The following is a 14,834-nucleotide window of genomic DNA, read 5'->3' as shown; positions in this document are numbered from 1 at the left end:
CATAAGCGGGCCCGGAACGCACGAAGCGGCCCCCGCGCGTCGTGCGCGGGGGCCGCTTCGCAAGAGACCTCGGTCAGACGTTGAAGCCGAGCGCCCTCAGCTGCTCACGGCCGTCGTCGGTGATCTTGTCGGGACCCCACGGCGGCATCCAGACCCAGTTGATCCGCAGCTCGTTGACGATGCCGTCGGCCGCGGACTTCGCCTGGTCCTCGATGACGTCGGTCAGCGGACAGGCCGCGGAGGTGAGCGTCATGTCGATGGTGGCGATGTTGCTCTCGTCGACGTGAATGCCGTAGACGAGGCCGAGGTTGACCACGTCGATGCCCAACTCGGGGTCGACCACGTCGTAGAGGGCCTCGCGGACCTCTTCCTCGCTCGCGGGCTTGGTGGTCGTTTCCACGTTCTCAGTCATGCGGTCTTCCCTTCAGCGCCGTCGCCCAGGGCCTGAGCGGTGGCGTCCTTCCATGCCATCCAGCTCAGCAGCGCGCACTTGACCCGGGCCGGGTACTTGGAGACACCGGCGAACGCGACCGCGTCCTCCAGCACCTCTTCCATCGCGTCGTCCGGCTCCAGCTGACCCTTGGACTGCATCAGCTCCAGAAACGTCGTCTGGATCCTGCGAGCCTCGCTCAGCTCCTTGCCCACCAGCAGGTCGTTGAGCACGGACGCGCTGGCCTGGCTGATGGAACAGCCCTGGCCCTCGTAGCTCACGTCCTCGATCGTCTCGCCGTCAAGCCGTACCCGGAGGGTGATCTCGTCACCGCAGGTCGGATTGACGTGGTGTACCTCGGCGTCGCCGTCCCTGAGCCCCCGCCCGTGGGGGTGCTTGTAGTGGTCCAGGATGACGTCCTGGTACATCGAATCCAGCTTCACGTGGCATCCCCTAGCCGAAGAAGTTCCGTACGTGCTCCAACCCGTCGACCAAGGCATCCACCTCGGCCGGCGTGGAGTACAGATAGAACGACGCTCGCGTGGTCGCAGGAATTCCGTACCGCAGGCACACCGGACGGGCACAGTGGTGGCCGACCCGGACGGCGATGCCCTGCTCGTCGAGGACCTGGCCCACGTCGTGCGGGTGGATGTCGCCGAGCGTGAAGGAGATCGTCGCGCCGCGCTCCTCGGCCGTGGTGGGGCCGATGATGCGCAGGTCGGGCACCTCCAGGAGCCTGCCGACCGCATAGTGGGTCAGGGCGTGCTCATGGCGGTTGATGTTGTCCATGCCGATCGAGGTCAGGTACTCCACGGCCGCGCCGAGGCCGACGGCCTGGGCGATCGGGGGCGTACCGGCCTCGAACTTGTGCGGCGCGGGGGCGTAGGTGGAGGAGTTCATCGAGACGGTCTCGATCATCTCGCCGCCGCCGAGGAACGGAGGCAGATCCTCCAGCAGCTCCTGGCGGCCCCACAGCACACCGATGCCGGTCGGGCCGCACATCTTGTGGCCGGTGAAGGCCACGAAGTCGGCCTGGAGCGCCTGGACGTCCAGCAGCATGTGCGGCGCGGCCTGGGAGGCGTCGATGACGACGAGGGCGCCGACGTCCTGCGCGCGGCGGACGATCGCCTCGACCGGGTTGACCGTGCCCAGGATGTTGGAGACCAGCACGAAGGAGACGACCTTGGTCTTCTCCGTGATGACCTGCTCGATCTCGGACAGGTCGAGACGGCCGTCCTCGGTGAGGCCGAACCACTTCAGCTTCGCGCCGGTGCGCTGCGAGAGCAGCTGCCACGGAACGATGTTGGAGTGGTGCTCCATCTCCGTGATGACGATCTCGGTGTCCTGGTCCACCCGGTAGGGCTCATCGGCCCAGCCGAGCATGTTGGCGACCAGGTTCAACGACTCCGACGCGTTCTTGGTGAAGATCACCTCGTCGCGGCTGGGAGCGTTGATGAAGGTGGCGACCTTGTCGCGGGCGCCCTCGTACAGCGCCGTGGCCTCCTCCGCGAGCACGTGGACGCCACGGTGCACATTGGCGTTCGAGCGCTCGTAATAGCTGTTCAGCGCGTCCAGGACCTGACGCGGCTTCTGCGAGGTCGCCGCGTTGTCCAGGTAGACGAGCTTCTGGCCGTCGTGGACCGCGCGGTCCAGGATCGGGAAGTCCTTGCGGATCGCCTCGGTGTCGAGGAGGCCCGGCAGCTGTGTCACTCGGAGACGCCTCCCTTCACGTACTCCTCGTAGCCCTCTTCCTCCAGCTTGTCGGCCAGCTCCGGGCCGCCGGACTCGGCGATCCGGCCCGCGGCGAACACGTGGACGTGGTCGGGCTTGATGTAGCGCAGGATGCGCGTGTAGTGGGTGATCAGCAGGGTGCCGACCTGGCCGGACTCGCGGACGCGGTTGACGCCCTCGGAGACGACGCGCAGGGCGTCGACGTCGAGACCGGAGTCGGTCTCGTCGAGGATCGCGATGGCCGGCTTCAGCAGCTCCAGCTGGAGGATCTCGTGGCGCTTCTTCTCGCCGCCGGAGAAGCCCTCGTTGACGTTCCGCTCGGCGAAGGACGGGTCGATGGAGAGCCGCTGCATGGCCTCCTTGACCTCCTTCACCCAGGTGCGCAGCTTCGGCGCCTCGCCGCGGATCGCGGTCGCGGAGGTGCGCAGGAAGTTGGAGACGGAGACGCCGGGCACCTCGACCGGGTACTGCATGGCGAGGAAGACACCGGCGCGGGCCCGCTCGTCGACGGACATCTCCAGTACGTCCTCGCCGTCGAGGGTGACGGTGCCGCCGGTGATCTTGTACTTCGGGTGACCGGCGAGCGAGTACGCCAGGGTGGACTTGCCGGAGCCGTTCGGGCCCATGATGGCGTGCGTCTCGCCCTGCTTCACGGTCAGGTCGACGCCGCGCAGAATCTCGCGGGGGCCGCCCTCGGCCTCGACGGAGACGTGCAGGTCGTGAATCTCAAGCGTTGCCATGGGTGCCTCAGGACTCCTGGGTGACGGAGACGAGCACGTCGTCCCCTTCGATCTTTACGGGGTATACGGGGACGGGGCGCGTCGCGGGAAGGCCGGACGGCTTGCCGGTGCGCAGGTCGAAGCTGGAGCCGTGCAGCCAGCACTCGATCTGGCAGTCCTCCACCTCGCCCTCGGACAGCGAGACGTTCGCGTGCGAGCAGATGTCGTTGACGGCGAACACCTCGCCCTCGGTGCGCACCAGCGCGACCGGCACGCCGTCGAGTTCGACGCGCTTGGGGGCGTCTTCTTCGAGCTCGGTCAGCGCACAGACGCGTACGAAGTTTTCGGTCATCCTACGGACGCCTCCAACTCGGCCTCGATCTTGGCGATCAGGCGCTCCTCCAGCTCGGGCAGCCCGATCTGCTGGACCAGCTCGGCGAAGAAGCCGCGGACGACCAGGCGACGGGCCTCCTCGGCCGGGATGCCGCGGGCCATCAGGTAGAACAGCTGCTCGTCCTCGAAGCGGCCGGTCGCGCTGGCGTGACCGGCACCGACGATCTCGCCGGTCTCGATCTCCAGGTTCGGCACCGAGTCGACGCGGGCGCCGTCGGTGAGGACCAGGTTCCGGTTCAGCTCGTAGGTGTCCGTGCCCTCGGCCGCGGCGCGGATCAGCACATCGCCGATCCAGACCGCGTGCGCGTCCTTGCCCTGGAGCGCGCCCTTGTAGGCCACGTTGCTGCGGCAGTGCGGGGTGTCGTGGTCGATGAAGAGCCGGTGCTCCTGGTGCTGGCCGTTGTCGGTGAAGTACAGGCCGTACAGCTCGGCCTCACCGCCCGGGGCGCCGTAGACGACGCGCGGGTGCAGCCGGACCAGGTCGCCGCCGAAGGTGACGACCACGGACTTGAAGGTGGCGTCCCGGCCGACCAGCGCGGTGTGCTGCCCGGCGTGGACGGCCGAGTCGTCCCAGTCCTGGACCGAGACGACGGTGAGCTTGGCGCCGTCGCCGATGAGGTACTCGACGTTGGCGGCGAGCGTGGCGTCACCGGTGTGGTCGATGACGACGACGGCCTCGGCGAAGGCGCCGACCTCGATCACCTGGTGGCCGAAGGCGGTGCCGCCCTCGCCGTGCACGGCGATCCGCACCGGCTCGTCGAGCACCTTCTCCTTGGGCACGGAGACGACCGAGGCCTTCTCGAAGGAGCTGTACGCCTGGGCCGCCACCCGGTCCACCGGCTTGCCGGCCTTGCCCAGGCGGGCGTCGTCACGGCCCACGGTCTCGACGGTGACGCCCTCGGGGGCGGACACCTCGACCTTGACGCCGCCGTCGGCGACGGCGGTGCCGTCGTGGAGGCCGCGCAGCCGCTCCAGCGGCGTGAACCGCCAGTCCTCCTCGCGCCCGTTGGGCACGGGGAAGTCGGCCACGTCGTACGACGCGGGGGCGGACACCCGCGCGTCGATGGGCTGCTGCCCCACCTGGATGACGCCGTCCGTGGTGGATCCGGCCGGAATGGTTTCAGCCATGGCTGTCGTACTGCTCGCTTTCTGCCTTCTGGGGCTTACACGGGGGTGCCCCGATGGCGGGGCGGGAGGGGCGGCGGCGTCAGCCGACCGCGCCCTCCATCTGCAGCTCGATCAGCCGGTTGAGCTCCAGCGCGTACTCCATGGGCAGCTCGCGCGCGATCGGCTCGACGAAGCCGCGCACGATCATCGCCATGGCCTCGTCCTCGGACAGACCGCGGCTCATGAGGTAGAAGAGCTGGTCATCGCTGACCTTCGAGACGGTCGCCTCGTGCCCCATGGACACGTCGTCCTCGCGGACGTCCACGTACGGGTAGGTGTCCGAGCGCGAGACGGTGTCGACCAGCAGGGCGTCGCACAGCACGTTGGACTTGGAGCCCTCCGCGCCCTCGCCGATCTCGATGAGACCGCGGTAGGAGGTGCGGCCACCGCCCCGGGCCACCGACTTGGAGACGATGTTCGAGGAGGTGCGGGGCGCCATGTGCACCATCTTGGCACCGGCGTCCTGGTGCTGGCCCTCGCCCGCGAAGGCGATGGACAGCGTCTCGCCCTTGGCATGCTCGCCCATCAGGTAGACGGCCGGGTACTTCATGGTCACCTTGGAGCCGAGGTTTCCGTCGACCCACTCCATGGTCGCGCCCTCGTACGCAACGGCGCGCTTGGTGACCAGGTTGTACACGTTGTTCGACCAGTTCTGAATGGTCGTGTAGCGGCAGCGGCCGCCCTTCTTGACGATGATCTCGACGACCGCGGAGTGCAGCGAGTCCGACTTGTAGATCGGCGCGGTGCAGCCCTCGACGTAGTGGACGTAGGCGTCCTCGTCGACGATGATCAGCGTCCGCTCGAACTGGCCCATGTTCTCGGTGTTGATCCGGAAGTACGCCTGGAGCGGGATGTCCACGTGGACGCCCTTGGGCACGTAGATGAACGAGCCGCCGGACCACACCGCCGTGTTCAGCGAGGCGAACTTGTTGTCGCCCGCCGGGATCACCGTGCCGAAGTACTCCTTGAAGAGCTCCGGGTGCTCCCTGAGCGCGGTGTCGGTGTCCAGGAACAGGACGCCCTGCTGCTCCAGGTCCTCACGGATCTGGTGGTAGACGACCTCGGACTCGTACTGGGCCGCGACACCCGCGACGAGGCGCTGCTTCTCGGCCTCCGGGATGCCCAGCTTGTCGTACGTGTTCTTGATGTCCTCGGGCAGGTCCTCCCAGGAGGCGGCCTGCTGCTCGGTGGAGCGGACGAAGTACTTGATGTTGTCGAAGTCGATGCCCGACAGGTCCGAGCCCCAGGTGGGCATGGGCTTCTTGTCGAAGAGCTTCAGGCCCTTGAGGCGGAGCTTGAGCATCCACTCCGGCTCGGACTTCTTCGCCGAGATGTCGCGGACGACCTCCTCGGAGAGGCCGCGCTTGGCAGAGGCGCCGGCCACGTCGGAGTCGGCCCAGCCGTACTCGTAGTTGCCCAGACCCTCAAGCTCGGGGTGAGCAGTCTCCGTGGGGAGAGTCATTCGGGGTTCCTCCCGGCCGTGCTGGCAGATGCTGTGGTGGTCTTGGTGATGCGGTGGTCGGTCTTCTCGACCGCGGTGTCGGTCCGTCCGGCCTGGTGTCCGGTCTCGTGTCCGGTCTTCGGAATGAACGTCGTGCACACCCCGTCGCCATGGGCGATGGTGGCCAGACGCTGGACATGGGTCCCGAGCAGCTGGGAGAAGACCTCGGTCTCCGCCTCACACAGCTGCGGATATCGCTCGGCTGCGTGGGCGACCGGGCAGTGGTGCTGGCAGAGCTGTTCGCCGACCGGCGCGCTGCGCGCCGTAGCAGCGTACCCGTCCGCGGACAGTGCGCCCGCCAGGGCTTCGGTACGCCGCCCGGGGGCGGCCGCCTCGACGGCGCCGCGGTATCCCTCGGCCTGGGCGGCGAGCCTGGCGCGGGCGAACGCCGCGACGGCGGCCCTGCCCTTCTCGCCGCCGCCCGCGCTCTGCTCGATCCAGCGCAGGGCGTCGACGGCGAGATCGTCATAGGCCTGGTCGAAGGCGTCACGGCCGCAGTCCGTCAGGGCGAACGCCTTGGCCGGGCGGCCGCGCCGCCGCGCCCCGTACACCCTCTTCTCGCGGGGCTCGACAACGCCGTCGGCGACGAGGGTGTCGAGGTGGCGCCGCACGGCCGCCTGGGTCAGCTCCAGCCGCAGGGCGAGCTCGGCGGCGGTGGACGGGCCGTGGTCGAGAATGGAGCGGGCGACCCGGTTCCGGGTGCCGTGCTGCTCCTCCGGAGCGGTCACGGCAGGCATGCCGGACCGCGCGGCCGACTCGGCCGCGCGTCCCTCGGGAGCCTCGCTCGCGTATTTCACAACGCCATTGTTGCGTAATTCCCCGGCAAGGTACAAGCGAGAGCGGAGGGACCTTCCGGTGGAGTGCGTCACTTAGGTGAACCTAAGTGTGACCTGCGACGATGCCGCTGCCCGGCTCGTCGGAAGGGGTTCGGGAGGGGTCTCGTACCGGCCCCGGCCAGCGGTTCGTTCCGGCCCTGCCGCCCACGGCCCCATCCGCCGTTCGTAGACTGCCGGGCATGCGAGAAGAGCCCGCGGTCGACGTCGTCGGCCTGGTCAAACGGTACGGCTCGAAAACCGCCGTCGACGGGCTCGACCTGTCCGTCGGCCGCGGCACCGTGAGCGCCGTCCTCGGTCCCAACGGCGCCGGCAAGACCACCACCGTCGAGACCTGCGAGGGATATCGCCGCCCCGACGCCGGGACGGTCCGCATATTCGGCCTCGACCCGGTCGCCGACGCGGCGGCGCTGCGGCCGCGGGTGGGCGTCATGCTCCAGTCCGGAGGGGTTTATTCCGGGGCGCGTGCAGAAGAGATGCTGCGCCACACCGCCTCCCTCCACGCCCATCCCCTGGACGTCCCCGACCTCATCGACCGGCTCGGCCTCGGCTCCTGCGGCCGGACGACCTACCGGCGGCTCTCCGGCGGCCAGCAGCAGCGGCTCGCGCTCGCCATGGCCGTCGTCGGCCGCCCCGAACTGGTCTTCCTCGACGAGCCCACCGCCGGACTCGACCCGCAGGCCCGCCGCGCCACCTGGGACCTCGTCCGCGATCTGCGCCGCGACGGCGTGACCGTCGTGCTGACCACGCACTACATGGACGAGGCCGAGCAGCTCGCCGACCACGTCGCCATCATCGACGGCGGCAAGGTGATCGCCCACGGCACTCCCGAGGAGCTGTGCCGCGGCGGCGCAGAGAACACCCTGCGCTTCAGCGGCCGCCCCGCGCTCGACCTGGCCTCGCTGCTCAAGGCGCTGCCCGTCGACAGCACGGCCGCCGAGCTGACCCCCGGCGGCTACCGGGTCACCGGCAAGGTCAACCCGCAGATGCTGGCCACCGTCACCTCCTGGTGCGCACAGAACGGCGTCATGCCCGACCGCATCTCGGTCGAGCGGCACACCCTGGAGGACGTCTTCCTCGAGCTCACCGGTAAGGAGCTGCGCGCGTGACCGCCACAGGCACCTATAGCCCCGAGCCGGGGGCGGCACCGCTGCTCCGGATGATCCGCGCGCAGGCCGCGCTGGAGACCCGGATGCTGCTGCGCAACGGCGAACAGCTGCTGCTGACCGTCGTCATCCCGTCCCTCGTCCTGGTGCTCTTCAGCAGTATCGACATCGTCGAAACCGGCGTCCCCGGGAACGCCGTCGACTTCCTCGCGCCCGGTGTGCTCGCCCTCGCCGTCCTGTCCACGGCCTTCACCGGACAGGCGATCGCGACCGGCTTCGAGCGGCGGTACGGCGTGCTCAAGCGGCTCGCCGTCTCCCCGCTGCCCCGCTGGGCGCTGATGGCCGCCAAGACGTGCGCGGTGCTGGTCACCGAGATCCTCCAGATCGTGCTGCTGACCGCGATCGCCTTCGCGCTGGACTGGTCGCCGCAGGGCGACCCGCTCGCCGTGGTGCTGCTGCTGATCCTCGGCACCGCCGCGTTCTCCGGGCTCGGGCTGCTGATGGCGGGCACCCTGAAGGCCGAGGCGACGCTTGCCGCCGCCAACCTGGTCTTCCTGCTGCTGCTCGTGGGCGGCGGGGTGATCGTCTCGCTGGACAAGTTCCCGGGCGCCGTACGGGGCGTCCTGGAGCTGCTGCCGATCTCGGCGCTCTCCGGCGGGCTGCGGGACGTCCTCCAGGACGGCGCCGGGATGCCCTGGCGGGACCTGGGGATCCTGGCCGTGTGGGCGGTGCTGGGGCTCGGGGCGGCGGCACGGTTCTTCCGCTGGGAGTGAGGGGCTTCCGGGGTACGTGAACCTCGTGTCCCCCGGTAACCGGGACCCTCGTGAAAAGCTGCACAAGCTCCGTCCTACGATGGCTCCGTGCCGAATTCGCTGAATCCGTTCGAGCTGATCGCCCGGCGCTGGCAGCCCTCCGCGCGCTTCGTGGAGCGCGCCGCGCTCGCCACCGTGGTGATGGCCGTGGTCATCGTCGTCACCGGGGGCGCGGTGCGGCTGACCGAGTCCGGGCTGGGCTGTGACACCTGGCCGAGGTGCACCTCCGGGAGCCTGACGCCCACCGCCGACATGGGCATCCACGGCGCCATCGAGTTCGGCAACCGCATGCTGACGTACGTGCTGTGCGCGTTCGTCGGCCTGCTGATCATCGCCGCCCGGGCCCACCAGCCGGTGCGCCGCTCCCTGACCCGGCTGGGCTGGGTCCAGTTCTGGCTGATCATGAGCAACGCCGTCATCGGCGGCATCATCGTCCTCACCGGCCTGAACCCGTACATCGTCAGCTCGCACTTCCTGCTGGCCACCGCGCTCCTCACGATCGCGATGCTGGTCTGGCAGCGCTCCCGCGAGGGCGACGGCGCGCCGCACGACCTGGTGGCCCGGCCGGTGCGCCAGCTGACCTGGCTGCTGGTCGGCGCGACCCTGACGCTGATCCTGCTCGGCACCGTGGTCACCGGCTCCGGCCCGCACGCCGGTGACGCCCGCGAGGTGCACCGGATCCCGCTGGACTGGCAGGAAATCACCCAGCTGCACGTGGACTTCGTCTACATCGTGCTGGGCCTCACCGTCGCCCTGTGGTTCGTGCTGCGCGCCGTGCAGGCCCCGGCGGCCGTGCGCCGTACGGTGCTCGAATTGCTGGGCGTGCTGCTCCTCCAGGGCGTGATCGGGTACGTGCAGTACTTCACGGGCCTGCCCGAGGTGGTCGTCGGCGTCCACATGTTCGGGTCCTGCCTGGTGTGGATCGCGGTCCTGCGGGTGTTCTTCGCGCAGCGCGAGCGCCCCGCGCTCGCCGCCGTTCCGGAGCCCGGCCCCACGGGCGACCGCGAACCGCTTCAGCCGGAGACCCCGGCGGACCCCGCCCCGGCGCCCGAGCCCGCCGCGTCCAGCCGGTAGACCCGGCGCGCCGTCCCGGCCCCGACCAGCCCGGCGATCCGCCGGGCCTCCGCCCTCGTACAGATGCCGTCGGCGACCCACTCGGCCGCCAGCCGGTCCATGGCCTGGCCGAACAGCCGGGCGGCGGTCACATACAGCTCGGGCAGCGCTCGGGCACCGGTGGAGAACAGCAGCTTGCCGAACGGCGCCTCGCCCAGCGTCTCCGCGGGCCGCGGCCCGGCGTCCGCGTAGACGTGCGGGAAGACGGCGGCGAGCTGGGCCGCGCGGCGGTGGTGCGGCCGGTCGGGCAGCAGCACCAGGTCGGTGCCGAATCCGGCGGTGGCGCGCAGGAAGCCGAGGAGCGGCCGCGGATCGGCGCAGTGCAGCTGCACCGGCAGCCCGGTCGCCACGGCGCTCCACAGCAGGTGCTGGGCGAGTACGGGGTGGGGCGCGCGGTTGCGGACCGGGCGCGCGGAGAGCCGCCGGGCCGCCGCGCGCCGTACCTCGCGCGGGTCGGGCGGGGCCTCGTCGCAGAAGGTGATGCCCAGCGCGAAGGCGGTGGCGTGCTGGGCGGCGGCGTACAGGGCCTCGGCGGTGTTGCCCATGAACGCGTCGACCGTCCCCGAGGTGTCCGCGACCTGTTCGGCCAGCGGTTCGAGCCGTACGACCTCGTGGACCCGGCCCTCGGCGGCCACCGCCAGTTCGGCGGGCGAGGTGAGGTCGCTCGGGGCGCCCGACTCCAGCAGAAAGGTGCCGATGCCCGCGCCGCGCAGCAGCAGCCGGGCGGCGCGGTAGGCGCCCAGCTCGCGGCGGCGGGCGAGATAGCGCACGGGCGTGCAGTGCGGCTCCATGCCCAGCAGCGGCGGGCACCAGCGGCGTACGGCGAGCCCGGTCCAGCTGTCGAAGTACGTGGTCCCCGCCGGGGCCGGGCCCGATCCCGCGGCGGTGGCCAGATGCGTCTCGAACGAGCCGAGGCCCAGTTCGCCGTGGACGATGCCGTGGCCGTGCTGATCGACCAGCGGCGGCAGCTCCACGCCCGGTCCGTCCCGGGGCACCGGGCCGGCGACGGGCCCCGGGGCGTGTTCGCAAGGCCCCAGGGTGTCCGGGGAACCCGTCGCCTCGTCCATCGCCGCCGCCTCCTCGCCCTCCGGCATCGCAGGGCTTAACGCCCGGATGCCGCACGAGGTGTCGCCGGTCGAGGTCCGGCGGATACCCCCTGTGCGGGCGCGGCCCCATTGTGCCGGTCCGGCGGGAGAGTCTCCGGCGGTTCAGGGGTTGCGGGGGCCGCCCAGTTGGATACCGGCCATCCGCTTCCATTCGTACGGGCCCGTACGGACCTTCGCGGCGAGCTCGCCGTCGAAGTCGTCGCTCAGCGCGAGCCCGGCGATCTCCACGGCGCGGCGGGCCGTCTCCTGGGAGGGGGCGACGAGGGTGCCCCACTCCCCGTTGGCGCCCACCAGGGCGATCCGGACGGTGCCGCGCCCGATGTGGGCGAGCTGCCCCTCGGCGCTGCCGCCGTGGCTCTTGGCGAAGGCCGTGATCTGGTGGGCGAGTCGCTGGGCCCGCTTCTCGTCCTTGGGGGACGCCTGCGTGGTATCTGCCATACCACCGATGCTACCCGCCAGTAATCACGGCTGGAAGGGGAGCACCGCAGGAAGGGTCAGCGCAGGAAGGGGTCCACCGCGACGGCGACGAACAGCAGCGAGACATAGGTGATGGACCAGTGGAACAGCCGCATCTCCTTGAGCTTCGCGCCGGTGATCTCGGCCCGGGCGCGCGCCTGGAGCCCGTGCGCCTCCTTGAGCCAGAACGCGCCCAGCACGGTCGCCACGACCGGGTAGAACCAGCCGGTGTAGCCGAGCGGCCACAGCAGCAGCGAGACGCCGACCATGGCCCAGCTGTAGAGGACGATCTGCCGGGCGACCGCCTTGTTGCCCGCGATGACGGGCAGCATCGGCACGCTCGCCCGCTCGTAGTCCTCCTTGACCTTCATCGACAGCGGCCAGTAGTGCGGCGGCGTCCAGAAGAAGATGACCAGGAAGAGGATCACCGCGGCCCAGGAGACCTCATTGGTGACCGACGACCATCCGATGAGCACCGGCATACAGCCCGCGATGCCGCCCCAGACGATGTTCTGCGAGGTACGCCGCTTGAGCCACATCGTGTAGACGACGACGTAGAAGACCAGCGCACCGAGTGCCAGCATCGAGGACAGCGGGTTGACCAGAACCCAGAACCAGGCCGTGGACACGACGGCGAGCGAGAACGCGAAGACCAGGCACTCGCGCGGCGAGACCATGCCGGTGACCACGGGACGCTGCGACGTGCGGTCCATCATCGCGTCGATGTCGCGGTCGTAGTACATATTGAACGCGGCGGCGCCACCGGCGGACAGATAGCCGCCGACGCAGGTCGCGAGGACCAGCCACAGGTCCGGGACGCCCTGGGCGGCCAGGAACATGACCGGCACCGTGGTCATCAGCAGCAGTTCGATGACGCGCGGCTTGGTCAGCGTCACGAACGCCTTGACCCGGGCCCCGAGCGGCCGGCGGCCCGGAAGCCGCTGCCCGAGGCTCGATTCGCTCGTTTCGAGCACCCCCGCAGGACGGGATTCGACGGCCGTCACGCACACCCCTGGTGGAAGCAAGAACCAGCAAGCACCGGAGATGAAACCCCGGTAAAGACTTGCGCGTACCACGCCACTCTAGACGTAGCGGATACGCCGCCTGCCGCCGGGGTCGGGTCGTGTTGATGCCCCTCGAAGACCTGCGCGGACGCCCCGTACACGTTCCGGAACGCCGTATTCCATGGCCCTCGGAGAGAACTCGGAGGGAATGCCGCGACCTTGAGATTCGTTTCGTAGGACGTTGAGTGGAACTCGAAAAGATGACCGTTCTTACAGGGGTAGGCTCGACCTCGCCGGTGTGCACACGGTCACCGGACAGCGACATTGTGGAGAGGAGCCCTGACTCAGGGTGAGCAGCAAGCCGACTACCACAGACCTTGAATGGACCGATCTGGACCAGCGGGCCGTGGACACCGCCCGGGTCCTGGCCATGGACTCCGTACAGAAGGTCGGTAACGGCCACCCTGGCACGGCCATGAGTCTCGCGCCCGCCGCGTACCTTCTCTTCCAGAAGCTCATGCGGCACGACCCCTCCGACGCGGACTGGGCGGGCCGTGATCGTTTCGTCCTGTCCCCGGGGCACACCAGCCTGACTCTCTACGTGCAGCTCTACCTGGCGGGCTTCGGCCTGGAGCTGGAGGACCTGAAGTCCTTCCGCACCTGGGGCAGCCTCACCCCGGGCCACCCGGAGTACGGCCACACCACCGGTGTGGAGACCACGACCGGGCCGCTCGGCCAGGGCATCGCGAACGCGGTGGGCATGGCGATGGCCGCCCGCTACGAGCGCGGTCTCTTCGACCCGGAGGCGCCCGAGGGCGCCTCCCCGTTCGACCACACCATCTGGGCGATCGTCTCCGACGGCGACCTGGAGGAGGGCATCTCCGCCGAGGCGTCCTCGCTGGCCGGACACCAGAAGCTGGGCAACATCGTCGCGCTGTACGACGACAACCACATCTCCATCGAGGGTGACACCGCCACCGCGCTGTCCGAGGACGTACTGAAGCGGTACGAGGCGTACGGCTGGCACGTCCAGCGCATCGAGCAGGCGGCCAGCGGCGACTTCGACATCGAGCAGCTGTACGCGGCGCTCAAGGCGGCGCGGGACGAGACCGGGCGCCCCTCGATCATCGCCGCCCGCACGATCATCGCCTGGCCCGCGCCGAACGCGCAGAACACCGAGGCGTCCCACGGCTCCGCGCTCGGCGCCGACGAGGTCGCCGCCACCAAGCGGGTCCTGGGCTTCGACCCCGAGCAGCACTTCCAGGTCGACACCGAGGTCATCAACCACGCCCGCGGGCTGGTCGACCGCGGCCGCGAGGCGCACGCCGCCTGGGACAAGAAGCTCCAGGAGTGGCGCAACAACAACCCCGAGCGCGCCGCCGAGTTCGACCGCATCACCGCCGGTGAGCTGCCGGAGGGCTGGGAGAGCGCGCTGCCGGTCTTCGAGGCGGGCAAGGACGTCGCCACCCGCAAGGCGTCCGGCCAGGTGCTGAAGGCACTCGGCGGGGTGCTCCCGGAGCTGTGGGGCGGCTCGGCCGACCTCGCGGGCTCCAACAACACCACCATCGACGCGTCCTCGTCCTTCCTCCCCAAGGGCAACCCGCTGCCGGAGGCCGACCCCTACGGGCGGACGATCCACTTCGGCATCCGCGAGCACGCCATGGGCTCGACCATGAACGGCATCGCGCTGCACGGCAACACCCGTGTCTACGGCGGTACGTTCCTCGTCTTCTCCGACTACATGCGCCCGGCCGTGCGGCTGGCCGCGCTGATGAAGCTGCCGGTCACCTACGTGTGGACGCACGACTCCATCGGCCTCGGCGAGGACGGCCCCACCCACCAGCCGGTCGAGCACCTGTCCGCGCTGCGCGCCATCCCGGGCCTGAACATCGTCCGCCCGGCCGACGCCAACGAGACCGCCATCGCCTGGCGCGAGATCACCCGCCGCCACGGCGACAACCCGGCCCCGCACGGCCTCGCGCTCACCCGGCAGAACGTGCCGACGTACGAGGCCGACGAGAACGCCGCCAAGGGGGGTTACGTCCTGTTCGAGGCCGAGGGCGGCCAGCCGCAGGTGATCCTGATCGGCACCGGCTCCGAGGTCCAGCTCGCCGTCGAGGCGCGTGAGCAGCTCCAGGCCGCCGGTGTGCCGACCCGCGTCGTCTCGATGCCCTCGATCGAGTGGTTCGAAGAGCAGGACAAGGGGTACCGCGACAGCGTGCTGCCGCCGTCCGTGAAGGCGCGCGTGGCCGTCGAGGCCGGTATCGGTCTGACCTGGTACCGCTACGTCGGCGAGGCGGGCCGCATCGTCTCGCTGGAGCACTTCGGCGCCTCCGCCGATTACAAGGTGCTCTACCGGGAATTCGGCCTGACGGCCGACGCCGTGGTCACCGCCGCCCGCGAGTCCCTGGACGCCGCCGGGCGGTGACGCCCGCATCCGACTTGAACAGCGACGAGCAACAG

General features: G+C 70.0%; 15 protein-coding genes. 4 read left to right on the top strand and 11 right to left on the bottom strand.

The features are described 5' to 3' along the window. Positions 1 to 73 precede the first annotated feature (73 nt). From LCH29_RS11400 to LCH29_RS11365, 8 genes are all read right to left on the bottom strand, one after another. Positions 74 to 412, bottom strand: coding sequence for a metal-sulfur cluster assembly factor (locus LCH29_RS11400; RefSeq protein ID WP_009718823.1), 339 nt, complete (start codon positions 410 to 412; stop codon positions 74 to 76). Next, a complete protein-coding gene (sufU, locus tag LCH29_RS11395) occupies positions 409 to 873 on the bottom strand; it encodes a Fe-S cluster assembly sulfur transfer protein SufU (RefSeq protein WP_009718822.1) in 465 nt (154 codons plus the stop codon). Before sufU ends, LCH29_RS11400 begins: the two co-directional genes overlap by 4 nt. Positions 874 to 883: 10 nt before the next feature. Continuing rightward, positions 884 to 2,140 carry a cysteine desulfurase gene (locus LCH29_RS11390; RefSeq protein WP_446461566.1) on the bottom strand — a complete coding sequence of 419 codons (1,257 nt, stop codon included), beginning with the start codon at positions 2,138 to 2,140 and terminating at the stop codon, positions 884 to 886. After that, positions 2,137 to 2,901, bottom strand: coding sequence for a Fe-S cluster assembly ATPase SufC (gene sufC, locus LCH29_RS11385; RefSeq protein WP_009718820.1), 765 nt, complete (start codon positions 2,899 to 2,901; stop codon positions 2,137 to 2,139). The genes LCH29_RS11390 and sufC overlap by 4 nt, the downstream gene beginning before the upstream one ends. A 7-nt stretch (positions 2,902 to 2,908) precedes the next feature. Next, positions 2,909 to 3,232: a bifunctional 3-phenylpropionate/cinnamic acid dioxygenase ferredoxin subunit gene (locus LCH29_RS11380; protein ID WP_446461565.1), complete on the bottom strand. Its 324-nt coding sequence runs from the start codon at positions 3,230 to 3,232 to the stop codon at positions 2,909 to 2,911. After that, positions 3,229 to 4,401 (bottom strand): Fe-S cluster assembly protein SufD, encoded by a 1,173-nt coding sequence (gene sufD / locus LCH29_RS11375; protein ID WP_446461564.1) that lies wholly within the window; start codon positions 4,399 to 4,401, stop codon positions 3,229 to 3,231. Before sufD ends, LCH29_RS11380 begins: the two co-directional genes overlap by 4 nt. 79 nt (positions 4,402 to 4,480) lie before the next feature. Then, entirely contained in the window at positions 4,481 to 5,902 is a 1,422-nt protein-coding gene (sufB, locus tag LCH29_RS11370) for a Fe-S cluster assembly protein SufB (RefSeq protein WP_123099619.1), read from the bottom strand. Next, positions 5,899 to 6,678 carry a helix-turn-helix transcriptional regulator gene (locus LCH29_RS11365; protein ID WP_446461711.1) on the bottom strand — a complete coding sequence of 260 codons (780 nt, stop codon included), beginning with the start codon at positions 6,676 to 6,678 and terminating at the stop codon, positions 5,899 to 5,901. Before LCH29_RS11365 ends, sufB begins: the two co-directional genes overlap by 4 nt. Positions 6,679 to 6,956: 278 nt before the next feature. Between LCH29_RS11365 and LCH29_RS11360 the strand changes: the two genes are divergently transcribed. The 3 genes from LCH29_RS11360 (at position 6,957) to LCH29_RS11350 (ending at position 9,766) form a co-directional block, all read left to right on the top strand. Further along, the gene (locus LCH29_RS11360) at positions 6,957 to 7,883 is read left to right on the top strand and encodes an ABC transporter ATP-binding protein (RefSeq protein ID WP_123099618.1); all 927 of its coding nucleotides are present in this window, start codon (positions 6,957 to 6,959) and stop codon (positions 7,881 to 7,883) included. Next, positions 7,880 to 8,653, top strand: a complete 774-nt coding sequence (locus tag LCH29_RS11355; RefSeq protein WP_446461563.1) for an ABC transporter permease — start codon at positions 7,880 to 7,882, stop codon at positions 8,651 to 8,653. Before LCH29_RS11360 ends, LCH29_RS11355 begins: the two co-directional genes overlap by 4 nt. Before the next feature lie 87 nt (positions 8,654 to 8,740). After that, positions 8,741 to 9,766, top strand: coding sequence for a COX15/CtaA family protein (locus LCH29_RS11350; protein ID WP_446461562.1), 1,026 nt, complete (start codon positions 8,741 to 8,743; stop codon positions 9,764 to 9,766). Here LCH29_RS11350 and LCH29_RS11345 read toward each other — a convergent pair. The 3 genes from LCH29_RS11345 to LCH29_RS11335 form a co-directional block, all read right to left on the bottom strand. Continuing rightward, positions 9,706 to 10,872 (bottom strand): amidohydrolase, encoded by a 1,167-nt coding sequence (locus tag LCH29_RS11345; protein WP_446461561.1) that lies wholly within the window; start codon positions 10,870 to 10,872, stop codon positions 9,706 to 9,708. The genes LCH29_RS11350 and LCH29_RS11345 overlap by 61 nt on opposite strands. A gap of 141 nt (positions 10,873 to 11,013) precedes the next feature. After that, positions 11,014 to 11,349 (bottom strand): hypothetical protein, encoded by a 336-nt coding sequence (locus LCH29_RS11340; protein WP_446461560.1) that lies wholly within the window; start codon positions 11,347 to 11,349, stop codon positions 11,014 to 11,016. 56 nt (positions 11,350 to 11,405) lie between these two features. Beyond that, complete coding sequence (locus LCH29_RS11335; RefSeq protein ID WP_446461559.1) at positions 11,406 to 12,371, bottom strand: heme o synthase; 966 nt, start codon at positions 12,369 to 12,371, stop codon at positions 11,406 to 11,408. Between the two features lie 349 nt (positions 12,372 to 12,720). Between LCH29_RS11335 and tkt the strand changes: the two genes are divergently transcribed. After that, positions 12,721 to 14,799 carry a transketolase gene (tkt, locus tag LCH29_RS11330; protein ID WP_446461558.1) on the top strand — a complete coding sequence of 693 codons (2,079 nt, stop codon included), beginning with the start codon at positions 12,721 to 12,723 and terminating at the stop codon, positions 14,797 to 14,799. Positions 14,800 to 14,834 lie beyond the last annotated feature (35 nt).

Source organism: Streptomyces sp. BRA346 (assembly GCF_052851135.1).
This window is presented reverse-complemented; position numbering and strand designations above follow the sequence as displayed.

Bases quoted from the DNA above. Each gene is read 5' to 3' on its own strand.
- LCH29_RS11400 (WP_009718823.1), bottom strand. From the start codon at position 412: ATGACTGAGAACGTGGAAACGACCACCAAGCCCGCGAGCGAGGAAGAG.
- sufC (WP_009718820.1), bottom strand. From the start codon at position 2,901: ATGGCAACGCTTGAGATTCACGACCTGCACGTCTCCGTCGAGGCCGAG.
- LCH29_RS11380 (WP_446461565.1), bottom strand. From the start codon at position 3,232: ATGACCGAAAACTTCGTACGCGTCTGTGCGCTGACCGAGCTCGAAGAA.
- sufD (WP_446461564.1), bottom strand. From the start codon at position 4,401: ATGGCTGAAACCATTCCGGCCGGATCCACCACGGACGGCGTCATCCAG.
- sufB (WP_123099619.1), bottom strand. From the start codon at position 5,902: ATGACTCTCCCCACGGAGACTGCTCACCCCGAGCTTGAGGGTCTGGGC.
- LCH29_RS11365 (WP_446461711.1), bottom strand. From the start codon at position 6,678: ATGCCTGCCGTGACCGCTCCGGAGGAGCAGCACGGCACCCGGAACCGG.
- LCH29_RS11360 (WP_123099618.1), top strand. From the start codon at position 6,957: ATGCGAGAAGAGCCCGCGGTCGACGTCGTCGGCCTGGTCAAACGGTAC.
- LCH29_RS11345 (WP_446461561.1), bottom strand. From the start codon at position 10,872: ATGGACGAGGCGACGGGTTCCCCGGACACCCTGGGGCCTTGCGAACAC.
- LCH29_RS11340 (WP_446461560.1), bottom strand. From the start codon at position 11,349: ATGGCAGATACCACGCAGGCGTCCCCCAAGGACGAGAAGCGGGCCCAG.